At 69.5% G+C, this 16525-nt stretch carries 14 protein-coding genes and 1 riboswitch; of the genes, 9 read left to right on the top strand and 5 right to left on the bottom strand.

Translation table 11 applies throughout. The features are described from left to right. Positions 1 to 36: 36 nt before the first annotated feature. The 4 genes from ACU5E9_RS16970 to ACU5E9_RS16955 form a co-directional block, all read right to left on the bottom strand. Positions 37 to 930, bottom strand: a complete 894-nt coding sequence (locus ACU5E9_RS16970; protein WP_456811068.1) for a DUF559 domain-containing protein — start codon at positions 928 to 930, stop codon at positions 37 to 39. Between the two features lie 221 nt (positions 931 to 1151). Then, on the bottom strand, positions 1152 to 2669 hold the full coding sequence (gene glpK, locus ACU5E9_RS16965; protein WP_456811067.1) for a glycerol kinase GlpK: 1518 nt from the start codon (positions 2667 to 2669) through the stop codon (positions 1152 to 1154). 65 nt (positions 2670 to 2734) lie between these two features. After that, a complete protein-coding gene (locus ACU5E9_RS16960) occupies positions 2735 to 3499 on the bottom strand; it encodes an MIP/aquaporin family protein (RefSeq protein WP_456811066.1) in 765 nt (254 codons plus the stop codon). A gap of 112 nt (positions 3500 to 3611) precedes the next feature. After that, on the bottom strand, positions 3612 to 5333 hold the full coding sequence (locus ACU5E9_RS16955; RefSeq protein ID WP_456813563.1) for an FAD-dependent oxidoreductase: 1722 nt from the start codon (positions 5331 to 5333) through the stop codon (positions 3612 to 3614). A 255-nt stretch (positions 5334 to 5588) separates the two neighbouring features. Between ACU5E9_RS16955 and ACU5E9_RS16950 the strand changes: the two genes are divergently transcribed. The 5 genes from ACU5E9_RS16950 to ribH all read left to right on the top strand — a co-directional run bounded on the left by ACU5E9_RS16950 (position 5589) and on the right by ribH (position 10342). Beyond that, on the top strand, positions 5589 to 6491 hold the full coding sequence (locus ACU5E9_RS16950) for a sugar-binding transcriptional regulator (RefSeq protein WP_456813562.1): 903 nt from the start codon (positions 5589 to 5591) through the stop codon (positions 6489 to 6491). 97 nt (positions 6492 to 6588) lie between these two features. Next, a riboswitch (FMN riboswitch) is annotated at positions 6589 to 6720 on the top strand. 113 nt (positions 6721 to 6833) lie between these two features. Further along, the gene (ribD, locus tag ACU5E9_RS16945) at positions 6834 to 7928 is read left to right on the top strand and encodes a bifunctional diaminohydroxyphosphoribosylaminopyrimidine deaminase/5-amino-6-(5-phosphoribosylamino)uracil reductase RibD (protein ID WP_456811065.1); all 1095 of its coding nucleotides are present in this window, start codon (positions 6834 to 6836) and stop codon (positions 7926 to 7928) included. Further along, positions 7909 to 8613 carry a riboflavin synthase gene (locus ACU5E9_RS16940; RefSeq protein ID WP_456811064.1) on the top strand — a complete coding sequence of 235 codons (705 nt, stop codon included), beginning with the start codon at positions 7909 to 7911 and terminating at the stop codon, positions 8611 to 8613. The genes ribD and ACU5E9_RS16940 overlap by 20 nt, the downstream gene beginning before the upstream one ends. After that, positions 8610 to 9872: a GTP cyclohydrolase II gene (gene ribA, locus ACU5E9_RS16935; protein WP_456811063.1), complete on the top strand. Its 1263-nt coding sequence runs from the start codon at positions 8610 to 8612 to the stop codon at positions 9870 to 9872. Before ACU5E9_RS16940 ends, ribA begins: the two co-directional genes overlap by 4 nt. Next, the gene (gene ribH / locus ACU5E9_RS16930; RefSeq protein ID WP_456811062.1) at positions 9869 to 10342 is read left to right on the top strand and encodes a 6,7-dimethyl-8-ribityllumazine synthase; all 474 of its coding nucleotides are present in this window, start codon (positions 9869 to 9871) and stop codon (positions 10340 to 10342) included. Before ribA ends, ribH begins: the two co-directional genes overlap by 4 nt. 142 nt (positions 10343 to 10484) lie before the next feature. Here ribH and ACU5E9_RS16925 read toward each other — a convergent pair whose 3' ends face one another. Then, a complete protein-coding gene (locus tag ACU5E9_RS16925) occupies positions 10485 to 10847 on the bottom strand; it encodes a response regulator transcription factor (protein WP_456811061.1) in 363 nt (120 codons plus the stop codon). Between the two features lie 124 nt (positions 10848 to 10971). Here ACU5E9_RS16925 and ACU5E9_RS16920 point away from each other — a divergent pair, with 124 nt between their 5' ends. The 4 genes from ACU5E9_RS16920 to ACU5E9_RS16905 all read left to right on the top strand — a co-directional run bounded on the left by ACU5E9_RS16920 (position 10972) and on the right by ACU5E9_RS16905 (position 16467). Next, entirely contained in the window at positions 10972 to 12633 is a 1662-nt protein-coding gene (locus ACU5E9_RS16920) for an ATP-binding protein (RefSeq protein ID WP_456811060.1), read from the top strand. 130 nt (positions 12634 to 12763) lie between these two features. Continuing rightward, the gene (locus ACU5E9_RS16915) at positions 12764 to 14119 is read left to right on the top strand and encodes an MFS transporter (RefSeq protein ID WP_456811059.1); all 1356 of its coding nucleotides are present in this window, start codon (positions 12764 to 12766) and stop codon (positions 14117 to 14119) included. 129 nt (positions 14120 to 14248) lie between these two features. Continuing rightward, positions 14249 to 14476 carry a hypothetical protein gene (locus ACU5E9_RS16910; protein WP_456811058.1) on the top strand — a complete coding sequence of 76 codons (228 nt, stop codon included), beginning with the start codon at positions 14249 to 14251 and terminating at the stop codon, positions 14474 to 14476. A 140-nt stretch (positions 14477 to 14616) separates the two neighbouring features. Beyond that, positions 14617 to 16467 carry an ABC transporter ATP-binding protein gene (locus ACU5E9_RS16905; RefSeq protein ID WP_456813561.1) on the top strand — a complete coding sequence of 617 codons (1851 nt, stop codon included), beginning with the start codon at positions 14617 to 14619 and terminating at the stop codon, positions 16465 to 16467. Positions 16468 to 16525 lie beyond the last annotated feature (58 nt).

The following is a 16525-nucleotide window of genomic DNA, read 5'->3' as shown; positions in this document are numbered from 1 at the left end:
GTGGTGGGGGTGAGCTGTCAGCGGTGAGCGGTGAGGTCAGCTGAGCGGGCGGCCGGCGCGACTGATGTCGACCAGGCGGCGGATGGCCGCGATCACGGTGTCCGGCTCGAACATGATGTGCTGGTAGAGCACGCGCAGCGATAGGTAGCCGCGCTCCGCCAGTCGGAGGTCGCGGGTGCGGTCCCGGACGTGCTGGTCCCATTCCTTGTGGAAGCCCTGGCTGTCGGCTTCGACCACAACGCAGTCCTCGACGAGCAGGTCGACCCGGCCGACACCGTCGATCGACACCTGAATCTCACAGCGCAGCCCGGCGTCGAGGATCAGCTGCCGGATCACGGTCTCCTGGCCGGCCTCGGACCTGGCGTTGATTTGCGGGCGGAGGAACTGGTGAGCGACGGGCACGCTGGCAAAGATTGCGTCGAGATCCCGAGGCCGGATCCGCCTCTCGTGCAACGCGAGGTCCAGGGCGGCGAGGGCGAAACGTGGTTCCTGGCAGCGGATGATCTGCACCAAGGCGTCTTTGACGCCCACGCAGAACTCGTTGCCGTCGGCTGCATCGATGAGCGGCCACCAGTGCAACTGCACACCGTCACGCGGGAGTTCGGCGAGCGGCCGGAACCGAGTGTGCGGGCTGCGGAGGCGTGAGGCTTCCCGGTCCAGGTGCAGGTGGGTGTGGCTGTGGTCGAACGCGAACAGCCCCAGCTCGGCGGCCGCCGACACGCACGCCAACCGGCCGCCCACCCGGACCGCTTCCAGGGTGTGCTGGTCGAGGCTGGGCCGGGCGTAGTGATCGCGTCGCACCCGGATGATGTCCTGTCGCCGAACCGCCTCCGTGATCTCGGTGCCACTGAGACCGCCGCGGCGCAGATCGACGCGGTGGATGATGCGGCGGGAGCCGAACAGGAACGCGAGGTACACGGGGGTGGCCATAGCGGAACGGTGCCGCACCCGGGCATCCGCTGCCGAGGTCACCGCCCAACTGTGCACAACCCCCGAGCCGCATCCGCTGTGCACAACTCCCCAAAAGGTGCCGCCCCGGGCATAACTCCTGCAAAACACCGCAGGCCGGATGCACAGCCCCGGAATTCCGGGGCCGGCATCCGGCCGGCAGAAAAATAGCAGGAGTTATGCTCCCACACCCCTAGTCGGGGCTAGAGGACGTCTTCGTCGACCCAGTCGAGGGTCTTGGTGACGGCCTTCTTCCAGTTGCGGAGCAGGCGGGCCCGCTCGGCTTCCTCCATGTCGGGCTCCCAGCGGGCGTCTTCCTGCCAGTTGGCACGCAGCTCGCCCAGGCCGCTCCAGAAGCCCACGGCCAGGCCGGCCGCGTAGGCGGCGCCGAGCGCGGTGGTCTCGGCGACGACCGGGCGCACCACGGGCACGCCGAGGATGTCGGCCTGGAACTGCAGCAGCAGGTTGTTGCCGATGGCGCCGCCGTCGACCTTGAGCTCGGTCAGCGGAACACCGGAATCGGCGTTGACCGCGTCGATGACCTCACGGGTCTGGAACGCAATGGCTTCCAGTGCCGCCCGGGCGATGTGGCCCTTGTTCACGAACCGGGTGAGCCCGACGAGCGCGCCACGGGCATCCGAGCGCCAGTACGGGGCGAACAGGCCGCTGAACGCCGGCACGAAGTAGGCGCCGCCGTTGTCGTCGACCGTTGCGGCGAGGGTCTCGATCTCGCTGGCCGAGTTGATCAGGCCGAGGTTGTCGCGCAGCCACTGGATGAGCGACCCGGTGACAGCGATGGACCCCTCGAGGGCGTAGTGCGGTTCGGCGTCGCCGAGCTTGTAGCCCAGCGTGGTGAGCAGGCCGTTCTTGGAGTGGATGATCTCGGTGCCGGTGTTGAAGATCAGGAAGTTACCGGTGCCGTACGTGTTCTTGGCCTCGCCCTGGTCGAACGCGGCCTGGCCGAACGTGGCGGCCTGCTGGTCACCGAGGATGCCGGCGATCGGCACCTCGCGCAGCAGGCTGTGCTCGTTGACGGTGCCGTAGACCTCGCTGGAGGAGCGGATCTCGGGCATCATCGACCGCGGCACCCCGAAGATGCCGAGGATCTCGTCGTCCCACTCGAGGGTCTCGAGGTTCATGAACAGGGTGCGGCTGGCGTTGGTGACGTCGGTGGCGTGAACGCCGCCCTCGAGGCCGCCGGTGAGGTTCCACAGCACCCAGGTGTCGGTGGTGCCGAACATCAGGTCGCCGGCCTCGGCCTTTTCGCGGGCTCCGTCGACGTTCTCCAGGATCCAGGCGATCTTGGTGCCGGAGAAGTACGTGGCCAGGGGCAGGCCGACGACGGGCTTGAACCGGTCGCCGCCGCCATCCGCCGCGAGCCGGTCGACGATCGACTGGGTGCGGGTGTCCTGCCAGACGATGGCGTTGTACACCGGCAGGCCGGTGGTGCGGTCCCAGACCACAGCGGTCTCACGCTGGTTGGTGATGCCGACGGCCTCGATGTCGTGCCGGGTGAGGTTGGCCTTGGACAGGGCCTGGCCGATGACCTGGCGGGTGTTGCCCCAGATCTCCATCGGGTCGTGCTCGACCCAGCCGGCACGGGGGAAGATCTGCTCGTGCTCGAGCTGGCCGGTCGAGACGATCGACCCTGAGTGGTCGAAGATGATGGCCCTGGTGCTGGTGGTGCCCTGGTCGATGGCGAAGATGTACTTGTCACTCATGTCGGAACTCCTGTGTTGGGACGTGGTTGTTGAGGATGAGGGATGGAACGGGTGGAACGGGGGGATCAGGTGAGGATGGGCAGCAGCACCAGCGAGGCCCAGCCGGCGAGCACTCCGCCGATGACCGGACCGGCGACGGGAACCCAGGAGTACGACCAGTCCGACCCGCGCTTGCCCTTGATCGGCAGCAGGGCGTGGGCGATGCGCGGACCGAGGTCACGGGCCGGGTTGATGGCGTACCCGGTTGGCCCGCCGAGCGAGGTGCCGATCACGATCACCAGCAGCGCCACCGGCAGGGCGCCGAGGGCGGCGAGGCCGCCGTTCTCACCCTGGCGGCCGCCGCCGAACGCGATCACCACGAACACCAGCACGAAGGTGCCGATGATCTCGGTGACCAGGTTCCAGCCGTACGAGCGGATGGCCGGACCGGTGGAGAACACGCCGAGCTTGTTGGCCGGCTCCGGCTCCTGGTCGAAGTGCTGCTTGTACGCCAGCCAGACCACGACGGCGCCGATGATGGCACCGATCATCTGGGCGAGGATGTACACGAGCACCGAGACCACGTTCACCGGCACGCCCGAGCCGAACTCGGTGGCTCCGGAGGCCACGAGGCCCAGCGTCACCGCCGGGTTCAGGTGCGCGCCGGAGTTGTAGGAGACGATCACACCGGCGAAGACCGCGAGGCCCCAACCGATCGTGACCATGAGGAACCCGGCGCCGAAGCCCTTGTTCTTCGTGAGGGCGACGTTGGCGACGACGCCACAGCCGAGGAGCACCAGGAGGGCAGTGCCCACCAGCTCCGAGAGGAATACAACACCGAGATTGTCCACATTGACCTTTCGAGTTTTTCGGCGCGCGCGGGAGATTCCGCGCGCACCGTCGTGCGTCGTGCAGCAGTGGGGAGCGGAGAAACCTCCGCCCCCTCACGAAAAAGGAGAAACCCTAGAGCGACGGGACCGTGGTCGTGACGTCCAGGTCGACGCCGTGCACCTCACGCAGCTCCGCGGTGGCCTGCGCCACCTCGTCGGCGCTGCGGGCGGCATCCCAGCCGAGCACGGGTGCGAGCACACCGGCCAGCTCTTCGAGCAGGGCCAGGCTGAGCCCGCCGACGAAGGCGAGGCTGGTGCGGCGCAGCAGCAGGTCGATCAGGTGGGTGACCGACTCCTCGCGGGCGAGGTACTCGATCTCCCGGCGGGTGTAGAGCGCGTTGTGCGAAAGCTGCGCATCCGGGGCCTCGGTGAGGAAATCGATGATCGCTCCGGCGCGGGTGCCGTACCGGCTGAGCAGCGCCTGGGCGCGTGGGCGGCCGACCTCGTCGCCGTGCGCGGCGAGCCAGACCGTGTGCTGGGCGGGCGTGGCCGGGAAGCCCTTGCCGCCACCGATGGCGAGCCCGACGGTGGACACCGTGCGCGGTAGGCCGAGCAGGGTGAGGATGTCGCCGCTGAGGTGTTCGGCGAGGGCGCGGAAGGTGGTCCACTTGCCGCCGACCAGGCTGAGCAGGGTGCCGGGCCGCTCTCCCAGCGGGCTGGACTCGATGCGGTAGTCGCGGGAGACGAAACCGGGCGCCTCGTCGTCGTGGCGGGGCAGCGGGCGCACACCGGCGAACCGGAAGACGATGTGCGAGCGGTCCACCGTGATGTCGGGGAAGACGTGCTTGACCAGGTCGAAGAAGTAGTCGATCTCGTCTTCGGTGGTGCGGATCGGCTGGGTCATGTCGTGCTCGAGGTCGGTGGTGCCGATGAGCACCCGGCCGGCCAGCGGGTAGATCAGCACGATGCGGCCGTCGTTGTTCTCGAAGAAGATCTCGCCGCCGCCGGTGGCCGCGAGCAGCTCCGGGTGGTCCAGCACGATGTGCGAGCCCTTGGTGCCGCCCATGTAGGTGCTGGCCTGGCCGAGCGCCGAGTTGGTCAGGTCGGTCCACGGGCCGGAGGTGTTCACGACCACGTCGGCGGTGAAGCTGAATTCCTCGCCGGTGATGGTGTTGCGCAGGCGCACGCCGTCGGCATCCATGCCCACCGCTTCGACGTAGTTGGCGGCGCGGGCGTGCGGGCCGGTGTCGAGGCCGTCACGCAGCACGTCAAGGGCGAGGCGCTCCGGGTCGTGCATGGACGCGTCGTAGTAGGTGGCGGTGTACTTGAGGCCGGGGTTCAGCCGCGGCAGGCGCTCGAGCGACTTCTTGCGGCCGTGGAACTCGTGCTTGGGCACCGAACCGCCGTCGCGGGAGAAGGAGTCGTAGAGCACCAGCCCGACCTTGATCAGCAGCGCGCCGCGCTCCTGCGCCTTGCCCTGCTTGTGGGTGAGGAAGCGCAACGGGGCGGCGAGCACGCCGGACAGGGCGGAGAACATCGGCACGGTGGTCGGCAGCGGCTTGACGTAGTGCGGCGCAATCTTCAGCAGGCCGTTCCGCTCGGTGACGGACTCCTTGACGAGCCGGAACTCGCCGTTCTCCAGGTAGCGGATGCCGCCGTGGATCATATGCGACGACGCCGACGAGGCGCCGGAGACGTAGTCGCCCCGGTCGACGATGGTGACGTCGACGCCCTGCAGCGCCAGGTCGCGGAAGGTGGCGATGCCGTTGATGCCGGCGCCGATGATGAGGACCTTGGCGTTCGGGCGCTCGGCGAGGGCGGCGCGGGCGGTGTCTGCGGGCGAGGAGAGGGGTATGGACTGCACTGTTCACTGCCTTTGTTCGTCATTCGGCCGCTCTGGCGACCGGGTGGTGCTCGGCCGAATTCGTCTGGCTGACCCCGCCGGGTTTGCGCGGCGGCCCTCCGTATGGATTAATCAAGCTTGAGTAGATCAAACACATACGGTCAAGCCGAGTGAACAAACGTGCAAGGAGGGGCTGTGAGCCTCGTCGACGAGTCAGCGCAGTCCGACCGGGTGCGGGACGCCCTCACCGCAGCGCACCTGTATTACATGCAGGACCTGACGATGGATGCCATCGCCCACGAGCTGCACACCTCCCGCTCTTCCGTGTCCCGCCTGCTCAGTCACGCCCGGGCGACCGGTCTCGTCGACATCCAGATCCGCTCTCCCCTGGACGCGCCCAGCCGGCTGGAACTGCTGATTCAGGAGCGGTTCCAGATCACCGCGCACGTCGTTCCGGTGCCCGATCACGCCACGGATGTCGACAGATTGGAGCGGGTGGCCCTCTCGGTTGCACGAATTCTCGGACAGTTCTTCGACTCGAACATGGTGATGGGCATCGCCTGGGGGTCCACGATGAACGCGATCAGCCGCCACGTCACACCGAAGCAGACCCACGGGTCGCAGATCATCCAGCTCAACGGCGCCGGCAACATGCGCACCACCGGCCTCAGCTACGCCAGCGAGATCCTCGGCCGGTTCGGATACGCGTTCGGCGCCCACGTGCACCAGTTCCCGGTGCCGGCGTTCTTCGACAGCCCCGCCACCAAGCAGGCGCTCTGGCGGGAGCGCAGCGTGAGCCGGCTGCTCGAGATGCAGGCCCGGATGGATGTGGCCCTGTTCGGCCTGGGTTCGCCGTTCTCCGAGGTGCCCAGCCATGTCTACGCGGGCGGCTACCTCGAGGAAGCCGAGTACGCCTCGCTCAGCCGCTCCGGCGTGGTGGGCGACGTGGCCACGATCTTCTTCCGGGCGGACGGTTCCACCGACGGGATCCCGCTGAACGCCCGCGGAACCGGCCCGGATTTCGACGTGCTCCGCAAGACTCCGCGCCGACTCTGCGTGGTCTCGGGCACGGCCAAACTGCCGAGCCTCCGTGGGGCGCTTAAGGCCAACCTGATCACGGATTTGTTCGTCGACGAGAGCACCGCCCGGGCGCTGGTCGCCTCCGCCTGACGCATGGGCGGCGGCCGGGCGGCATCCGTTCGGCGTCGCCGGGTTACGCCGGGAATACGCCGCGCGGGCATGCGTTGAGCTATAACTGAAGATAAGAAACGTGCTCCGGGGTCGGTGAGAATCCGAACCGGCGGTGAAAGTCCGCGAGCTGCGACCCGAAGTCTGGGTTGCGGTTGAGCTGGTGAAATTCCAGCACCGACGGTTAAAGTCCGGATGGGAGGCGCACGATTCGACGGTCACTTGTGGACCGTCGACGGCTTTCGCGCACGCGAAAACCCCCTCCCGGAGAGCGTCACAACGACGGGACAGGGAATGCACCAGCAGCACCGGCTTGAGGACGCAATGCGCCGAGCCCTGCAGCTGGCCGGCAACGGACCGGCCGAGGGCGTCAACCCGCGGGTCGGGTGCGTGATCCTGAGCCCGGCCGGCGAGGTCATCGCCGAGGGCTGGCACCGCGGCGCCGGCACCTGCCACGCCGAAGTGGATGCCCTGGCCCACCTCGACCCGGACGCCGCCCGCGGCGCCACCGCCGTCGTCACCCTCGAACCCTGCAACCACACCGGCCGCACCGGCCCGTGCGCGCTCGCCCTCATCGACGCCGGCATCGGCCGGGTGGTCTATGCCGTCACCGACCCGGGACCGGGCTCCTCCGGCGGCGCCGACCGTCTCCGGGCGGCCGGCATCGACGTCACCGGCGGCCTGCTCGCCGACGAGGTCGAGGCCTTCCTGGCCGACTGGCTGGTCGCCGCCCGGCTGGGCCGCCCGTTCGTGACCGTGAAGTGGGCGTCCAGCCTGGACGGCCGCGCCGCCGCCGCGGACGGCTCGAGCCGCTGGATCACCGGCCCGGCCGCCCGCCAGGACGTGCACGAGCGCCGCGCCCGCGCCGACGCGATCCTGGTGGGCACCGGCACCGTCCTGGCCGACGACCCCGCGCTCACCGCGCGCGCCGCCGACGGCACCCTGCTGCCGCATCAGCCGCAACCCGTCGTGGTCGGGCACCGCCCGGTGCCGGCCGACGCTGCCGTGCACCGGCATCCGTTGCCCCCCTGGCTGATCGCCGAGCACGACGTCGCCGCACTGCTGGGCACCCTGCACACGCGGGGTGTGCGGCGGGTGTTCGTGGAGGGCGGCCCCACCCTGGCCAGCGCGTTCGTGCGCGCCGGCCTGGTCGACGAGTACCTCGTCTACCTGGCCCCCACCCTCCTCGGCGGCGACCGGCTCGCCCTGGGCGACATCGGCGTCGACGGCATCGACGCGCAGCGCCGGCTGCAGATTGCAGAGCTCGTGCGGCTCGGCGACGACCTCCTGCTCGTCGCCCGGCCGGCCGAAACCGGCGAGACCGGCCGGCCGCACCAGACCACCCTGACCGACACCACCACCGGGCCGTCCCGGCCGACGAGAACTGAGAAGGACCCGCATGTTCACCGGAATCATTGAGGAGCTCGGCACCGTCGAGCGCATCGAACGCACGGCGGATGCCGCCCGTCTCACCATCCGCGGCCCGCTCGTGGTCGACGGCGCCGGGCACGGCGACTCGATCTCGGTCAACGGGGTCTGCCTGACCGTGGTCGAGCAGACGCCCGAGACCTTCACCGCCGACGTCATGGCGCAGACCCTGAACATGTCCACGCTGGAGGGCGCCACCGCGGGCTCGCCGGTGAACCTGGAACGGGCCGCCCTGGTGGGCGGCCGGCTCGGCGGCCACATCGTGCAGGGCCACATCGACGGCACCGGCACCGTGCTCGACGTGCGGCCCGGCGAGGCCTGGCGGGTGGTGCGGTTCAGCCTCAGCGAGGCCCTCGCCCCGCTCGTTGTCGACAAAGGCTCCATCGCCATCGACGGGGTCTCCCTCACGGTGAGCAGCATCTCCCCCGCCGACCTGGCCGAGCAGTGGTTCGAGGTGTCGCTGATCCCCGAGACCCTCGCCGCCACCACTCTGGGCGCGCTTGCCGTGGGCGACCGGGTGAACCTGGAGACCGACATCCTCGCCCGTCACGTCGAACGGATGCTCGCTCTCGCGGCGAGCGCCGCGTCCCGCGCGGCCGGCACCGGCGCATCCGCCGACCCGAACATCACCCCCGAACCAACCGAACCATCCGCAGTTCTAAGGAGCACCCCATGAGCCTCGCCGACATTCCCACCGCACTGGCGGCACTCCGGCTCGGCAAGCCCGTCATCGTCGCCGACGATGAGGGCCGCGAGAACGAGGGCGACGTGATCATCTCCGCCCAGCTGGCCACCCAGGAGTGGATCGCGTGGACGGTGCGCAACTCCTCCGGGTTCATCTGCGCGCCGATGACCAACGACATCGCCGACACCCTGGACCTGCCGGTGATGGTGCTCAACAACGAGGACCCGCGCGGCACCGCGTACACGGTCACCGTGGACGCCGCCGACCGGCTCAGCACCGGCATCTCCGCCGCCGACCGGGCGCACACCCTGCGGGTGCTCGCCGAACCCAGCTCCACCCCGGCCAGCCTCAACCGGCCCGGCCACGTGCTGCCCTTGCGCGCCGTGGACGGCGGCGTGCGCGAACGCGACGGCCACACCGAGGCCGCGGTCGACCTGATGAAACTGGCCGGGCTCATCCCCGTGGCCGGCATCGCCGAGATCGTCGCCGACGACGGCGAGATGATGCGCCTGCCCGGCCTGCTCGTGCTCGGCGAGCGCGAAGGCGTGCCGGTGATCACCATCGCCGACCTGATCGAATACCTGCAGGAGTTCCACGGCGGGGAGGTGCTCGCCTCGGTCAGCCCGATCCGGGAGACCCCCCGGGTGGACTTCGAGGTGGAGACCACCGTACCCACCGAGCACGGCTCCTTCCAGATCCGCGCCTACCGCGACCGGATGACCGGCGCCGACCACGTCGCGATCGTCTCCGGCACCCCCGCCGCCGGCGCCCTCGTGCGGGTGCACTCCGAGTGCCTCACCGGCGAGGCGTTCGGCTCGCTCAAGTGCGAGTGCGGCCCCCAGCTGCAGGCGGCCCTGGACACCATCGAACGCGAGGGCGGCGTGGTGGTGTACCTCCGCGGCCAGGAGGGCCGCGGCATCGGCCTGATCAACAAGCTGCGCGCCTACAAGCTGCAGGAGGACGGCCTGGACACCCTGGACGCGAACCTCGCGCTGGGTTTGCCCGCCGACTCCCGCGACTACGGTGCGGCCACCGCCATCCTCGACGAACTCGGCCTCACCTCGGTGCGGCTGCTCACCAACAACCCGGAGAAGGTTCGCCAGCTCGAGGCGTACGGCGTGACGGTCACCGAACGGGTGCCGCTGGTCGTGGGCGTGGGCAGCCACAACGAGGACTACCTGGCGGCCAAGCGCGACCGCATGGGCCATGAAATCTCAGCACACCAGATCGTGAAAGGACTCGCACTATGAGTGGAGCAGGCTCGCCCGCAATCGACGTCGACGGCACCGGACTGGAGGTGGTGATCATCGCCGGCCAGTGGCACGACGTGATCACCGACGGGCTCATCGCCGGGGCCACCCGGGTGCTCGAGGCCTCGGGGGCGACGTTCTCGCTGGTGCGCGTTCCCGGCAGCTTCGAGCTGCCGGTGGCGAGCAAGGTGGCACTGGAGAGCGGCGCGGACGCGGTGGTGGCGCTCGGCGTGATCATCCGTGGCGGCACACCGCACTTCGAGTACGTGTCCGCGGCGGCGACGGATGGCCTCACCCGGGTGGCGCTGGACACGGGCAAGCCCGTCGGTTTCGGCGTGCTCACCCTCGACGACGAGCAGCAGGGCCTGGACCGGTCCGGCCTGCCCGGCTCGAAGGAGGACAAGGGCGAGGAGGCCGCGACGGCGGCCCTGGCCACGGCCATCGTGCTGCGGAAGCTGCGCGACCGCTAGCCGCCGTCCCGCGCCCTCGGGGGGAGGGGGGCATAACTCCTGCAATTCGTCCGGCTGACCTCAAACGGATGCCGGAATCACGCGGAAGTGGCCGCGCACCGACGAATTCTGCAGGAGTTATGCCGTGGCTCGAGCGGTGGGACTAGGCGAGGAGGGCGGTCACCCGTTCGAGCAGGTCGTTCGCCCGGAACGGCTTGATCAGGTAACCGTCCGCGCCGGTCTTCATGGCCAGGGCGATGTCGCTGTCCTGCGACTTCGCGGTGAGCAGCAGGATGCGCGGCTGCGTCATGTCGGTGTCGGCGCGGATCTGCGCACACACCTCGATGCCGGTGAGCTTGGGCATCATCCAGTCCAGCACCATCAGCTCGGGCAGCGTGGCGCGGGCGGCGGCGAGGCCCTCTTCGCCGTCCGCGGCTTCGGACACCTCGTGCCCGGCCCGGCGCAGCTTGTGCGCGATCAACGCTCTAACGTCTTCGTCGTCCTCGACGATCAATATCCGTGGCATCCGTCTGGTCCCCTGGTTCCCCATGCGCTTTTCGTGCCTGTCACCTGAATTAGGCACACGACACGCTAGGTTGACACTATCCAACCGCGCCGCGGCCGGAACGCACGGGGGAGAAACCACGCCGGTGAACAGCATCGTCGCGTTCCTCTGGACCGCTCCCCTCCGCTGGCGCCTCACGGCGATCGCCGTGCTGCTGGTGCTCGTGTATGCCCTGGGGCTGGCCGCACTCATGGCCCCGGCCACCGGTGCCGGCGTGGCAGCCTGGTGGCCCGCCGCCGCCGCCGCCGTGCTCGCGCTGTGCGTGGCTAAAGGCAGGGAACGCCTGCTGGTCACCGTGCTGGTGGGGCTGGTCTGCGTAGCGGCGAATGTCAGCGGCGGGCGCACCCTGCCCGTCGCGCTCGGCTTCGGCCTGGCCAACGCGCTCGAGGCGTGGGTGGTCACCCGCATCTTCGCACCCCGCGACGCGCCCGCGCGGTTCGACACCGTGCGTGACGTCCTGCGCTTCACCATCGCGGTGCTCTGCGGCGCCCTTGTGCTCGGAGTGCTCGCCAGCCTCACGGTGGTCGTCTTCAGCGGCGGGCACTTCGGTGAGGTGCTGCTCAGGGTGATCCCCTCCCACGCCTTCGCCATCTTTGTGCTTGCGCCGCTGGCCCTGGTGCGGCGCGGTCGGGTTAATCCCGAGCGGCGAATCGAGATGTTCATCCAGATGGGCGTCATGATGCTGGTGCTCGGGGTGGCCTACGCCCCCGGACAAACGCTGCCGCTGTCCTTTCTGATCCTGCCGTTGCTCACCTGGGCGGCGTTCCGCTTCGGCATCCGCGTCGTCAGCTGGGAGTTGTGCGGCACGGCCCTGGTCGCGTCGGCCTTCACCTCGCTCGGCGTCGGCTACTTCACCGGAGGCCAGGACCCCACCACCAACAGCGGGCCCCTGGTGCAGATCTTCCTGCTCACCTACGCCGCGTCGGTGCTGCTGCTCGCCGCGGAGCTCGCCCAGCGCGACGACCTGCTCGAGCGGGAGCGGCAGGTGGTGCATGCGCTGCGTGACCTGAACCGGCAGAAGGACGACTTCGTCTCCTCGGTCAGCCACGAACTGCGCACCCCCATCACCAGCATCCTCGGCTACGCGGAGGAGTTGGAGGACACAAAGCTGGACGCCGACCAGGTGCGGTTCACCCGGGTGATCGTGCGCAACTCGCACCGACTGGCGCAGTTGGTGGAGAACCTGCTCGACCTGTCCCGGATGAGCACCCAGACCGACACCCAGACCGGCGCGCTCGTCGACCTGCGCGCACTGGTGACCGAGTGTGTCGAGGAGCTGGAACCGCTCGCGCACACCGCCGGCGTGGCCCTCACAGCCGAGTTCGGCGACGGCTCTCTCGAGGTGCACAGCTCCGCCGACGACCTGCGCCGGATGCTGACCAACCTGGTCTCCAACGCCGTCAAGTTCACCCCTGCCGACGGGCAGGTGTGGGTGGGCTGCTCCGGCGACGCCGACGGCGGCGGGGTGCTGCTCACGGTCAGCGACAACGGAATCGGCATCCCGCCGGGCGAGATCGAGCGGGTCTTCGACCGGTTCTACCGCTCCGCCAGCGCCGAATCCCTCCCCGGCACCGGCCTCGGCCTCCCCCTCACCAAGGGCCTGGTCCACCGGCTCGGCGGCAGCATCGACCTGCAGTCCGACGGACACAGCGGCACCCACGCCACCGTCACCCTGCCCCGGCTGATGCCCCTACCCGGGGAACCGGCGCTTCCGGCCGATTCGCCGGGCAGCAGAGCGCGAATGTAGGCTAAATCAGGCTGTCACAAGCGGCCGACCTCTTCTGTTGAGCGTTTCCCGCCCGCCCCGGACGACTGACCGCCGTCTGCGCGCCGCGACTCACCCCGCCATTCACCTCTATTCGAGAGCGCCTTTCCCCATGTCAGCATCCACCGCGGCGGCCACATCCGCTGCCCCCGCGCCCACGAACCCGCGCAGTCGCGTCATCCTGGCCAGCCTCATCGGCACCACGATCGAGTTCTACGACTTCTACGTCTACGCCACCGCGGCCGTCCTGGTCTTCCCGCACCTGTTCTTCCCGACCGGCAACGAGACCGCCGCACTGCTCGCCTCCTTCGCGGTGTTCGGCGCCGCCATGGTCGCCCGCCCGCTCGGCGCCCTGTTCTTCGGTCACTTCGGCGACAAGAAGGGCCGCAAGGCCACCCTCGTCGGCGCGCTGCTGACCATGGGCATCGCCACGTTCCTGATCGGGCTGCTGCCCACCTACGCGATGGTCGGCTGGCTCGCCCCGATCATGCTGGTCATCCTGCGCCTCGCCCAGGGCTTCGCGCTCGGCGGCGAGTGGAGCGGCGCGGCCCTGGTCGCCACCGAGAACGCCCCCAAGGGCAAGCGCGCCTGGTACGGCACCTTCCCGCAGGTGGGCGCCCCGCTCGGCTTCATCATCGCCAACGGCCTGTTCCTGCTCATCGCGGTGCTGCTGCCCTCCGACGACCCGACCCGGCCGTCCGACGCGTTCCTCGAGTGGGCCTGGCGGGTGCCGTTCCTGTTCAGCGCCGTCATGGTCATCGTCGGCCTCTGGGTGCGCCTGCGTCTGGTGGAGAGCGACGCGTTCACCAAGATCGTCACCACCAAGAAGGTCGCCAAGCTGCCGCTCGCCGCGGTGTTCAAGACCAACTGGCGTGAACTCATCCTGGGCACGTTCATCATGCTCGCCACCTACGTGCTGTTCTACCTGATGACCACCTTCAGCCTCAGTTACGGCCGCGCCGCGACGGATGCGCCGGTCGCGGGCCTCGGTTACAGCTACACGACGTTCGTGCTGATGATGATCGGCGGGGTGGTGTTCTTCGGAATCTTCACCCTCGCATCCGGCCCCTGGGCCGACAAGTTCGGCCGCCGCCGCACCCTGCTCTGGGTGACCGCGGGCATCGTCGTGTTCGGCTTCCTCTTCGTGCCGCTGCTCGGCGCCGGGTTCCTCGGCGTGATGATCTTCCTCATCCTCGGTTTCACCCTGATGGGCATGACCTTCGGCCCGATGGGCGCGCTGCTGCCCGAGCTGTTCCCCACCCAGGTGCGCTACACCGGCTCCGCGTTCGCGTACAACATGAGCTCGATCCTCGGCGCGGCCGTGGCCCCGTTCATCGCCGTGTGGCTGTGGACCCTCGGCGAGGGCAGCCCGTTCTGGGTGGGCATCTACCTCTCGGTGATGGGCCTGATCACCCTGGTCGCGCTGTACCTGAGCCGCGAGACCCGCGACCTCGACCTCGAGCGCTGACCCCGCACCATCCGCCTCGATGCGCCACGAACGTGCGCCGCGACCCCGGTCGCGGCGCACGTTTTTGCGTCGCGGATCGGGTGTCAATTTGGGTTGACATGCGCGGGGCGTGTCAATTACGGTTGACACATGTTGGATGACACTGGACGCACCGCGATCGGCGACGCCGGTTCGCGCGACCCGATCGACGCGCTGCGGGCGATCAAGGCCCAGCGGCACGAACTCGACCGCGCCGAAGCCATCGCCGTGCGGCGGGCCCGCAACGCGAACGCTTCCTGGCAGCTGATCGCGCTCGCACTGGAGGTCTCCCGCCAGGCCGTGCACAAGAAATACGGCGGCAGCCGGCACAAGGACTGACTCACCTGCCCGCCCGGCGCACGCGGTACACGCGGATGCCCGTGAGCGGCGGTTAAACTCGGGTGGTGAGTACGACTACCTCCGGGTCAAAAACCTCCTCTTCCGCCACCGGCTCCCCCGCGCCCAAGCCCCGTTCCCGGATGGGCCGCCGCGGTGCACCCGTCGAGGGCCCGCGGGCGTCGTTCAAGCAACTGCTGCCCTACCTGTCCGAGCACAAGGCCGTGCTCAGCGTGGTCATCGTGCTCAGCGTGCTCGGCGCCGCGGCCAGCCTGGCCCAGCCGTTGCTGGTCAGCCAGGTGATCACCCTCGTCGAGGCCGGCGACCCGCTCGACAACATCGTCACCGCCCTCGTGGCCCTCGTGGTGATCTCCGCCCTGATCAGCGGTTATCAGCACTACCTACTGCAGCGCACCGGTGAGGGCGTGGTGCTCTCCAGCCGCAAGCGCCTGATCGGGCGGATGCTGAACCTGCCGATCAGCCAGTTCGACGCCCGCCGCACGGGCGACCTGGTCTCCCGGGTGAGCTCGGACACCACCCTGCTGCGCGCCGTACTCACCCAGGGCGCCGTGGAGGCCATCGGCGGGTCGCTGACCTTCATCGGCGCGATCATCGCGATGCTCATCATCGACCCGGTGCTGCTCGGCCTGACCGTGCTCGTGATCGCCGTGTCGGTGGTCACCGTGGTGCTGTTGTCCCAGCGCATCCGCACGGCCAGCCTGGCTGCGCAGACCAAGGTCGGCGACCTGGCCGCGAGCGTGGAACGGGCCATCAGCGCCGTGCGCACGGTGCGCGCCGCGAACGCCACCGCCCGCGAGATCGCCGTCGTGGAGAAGGACGCCGAGGGCGCCTGGCAGATGGGCATCAAGGTCGCCAAGGTCTCCGCCCTCGTCGTGCCCATCGCCGGCATCGCCCTGCAGGTGTCACTGCTCGTGGTGCTCGGCGTCGGCGGCTTCCGCGTGGCCGCCGGCAGCATCACCGTCGCCGACCTGGTCGCGTTCATCCTGTTCCTGTTCATGATGATCATGCCGCTGGGCCAGTTCTTCGGCGCTATCACCTCGATCAACTCCGCGCTCGGCGCGCTCGGCCGCATCCAGGAGATCATCGACCTGCCCAGCGAGGACCAGTTCGACCGCGAGATCGCCCCTCTGGCGATGGTGGTGGGTGCCGCGAACGCCAAGGTCAACCCGCAGGCGCCCGCGATCTCGTTCGAGGACGTGCGTTTCCACTACGCGCCCACCGCGCTGGCGACGACGGATGCCGCGACCGGCGAGCAGCTGGACGCCCCGGCCGCCGCCGCCCCGGCCGCCCCCACCCCCGTGCTGCGCGGGGTGTCGTTCGGCGCCCCGCGGGGCCTGCGCACCGCACTGGTCGGCCCGTCCGGGGCCGGCAAGAGCACCATCCTCGCCCTGATCGAGCGCTTCTACGACGCCGACTCCGGCGTGGTGCGGCTCGGCGGCCTCGACATCCGCAGCCTGGACCGCGAAGAACTCCGCGGCCAGATCGGCTACGTGGAGCAGGACGCTCCCGTGCTGGCCGGCTCGCTGCGCGACAACCTCACCCTGGCCAGCCCCGATGCCACCGACGAGGAGTGCGTGGCCGTGTTGCACGCGGTGAACCTCGGTGAGGTGCTCCACCGCGACCCGGCCGGCCTGGGCGCGGCGGTCGGCGAGGACGGCGTCAAGCTCTCCGGCGGCGAACGCCAGCGCCTCGCGATCGCCCGGGCGCTGCTCGCGGCGCCGCCGATCCTGCTGCTGGACGAGTCCACCTCGAGCCTGGACGGCATGAACGAGCAGCTGATGCGCGAGGCGATCGACGCGGTCGCGGTGGACCGCACCCTGATCGTGATCGCGCACCGCCTGTCGACAGTGGTCGACTCCGACCAGATCGTGGTGCTCGACCACGGTGAGGTCGTCGGCACCGGCACGCACTCCGAACTCGTCGTCTCGACGCCGCTGTACCGCGACCTGGCCAAGCACCAGCTGCTGGTCTAACCCGCACGAGGTGCCGCAAAATGCCCCTTCCCGGCTCGGGAAGGGCATTTTTCGGCAA

Source organism: Cryobacterium sp. AP23 (assembly GCF_054075385.1).
The sequence above is the reverse complement of the archived record's forward strand: the minus strand, read 5'-3'. Positions and strand labels throughout refer to the sequence as shown.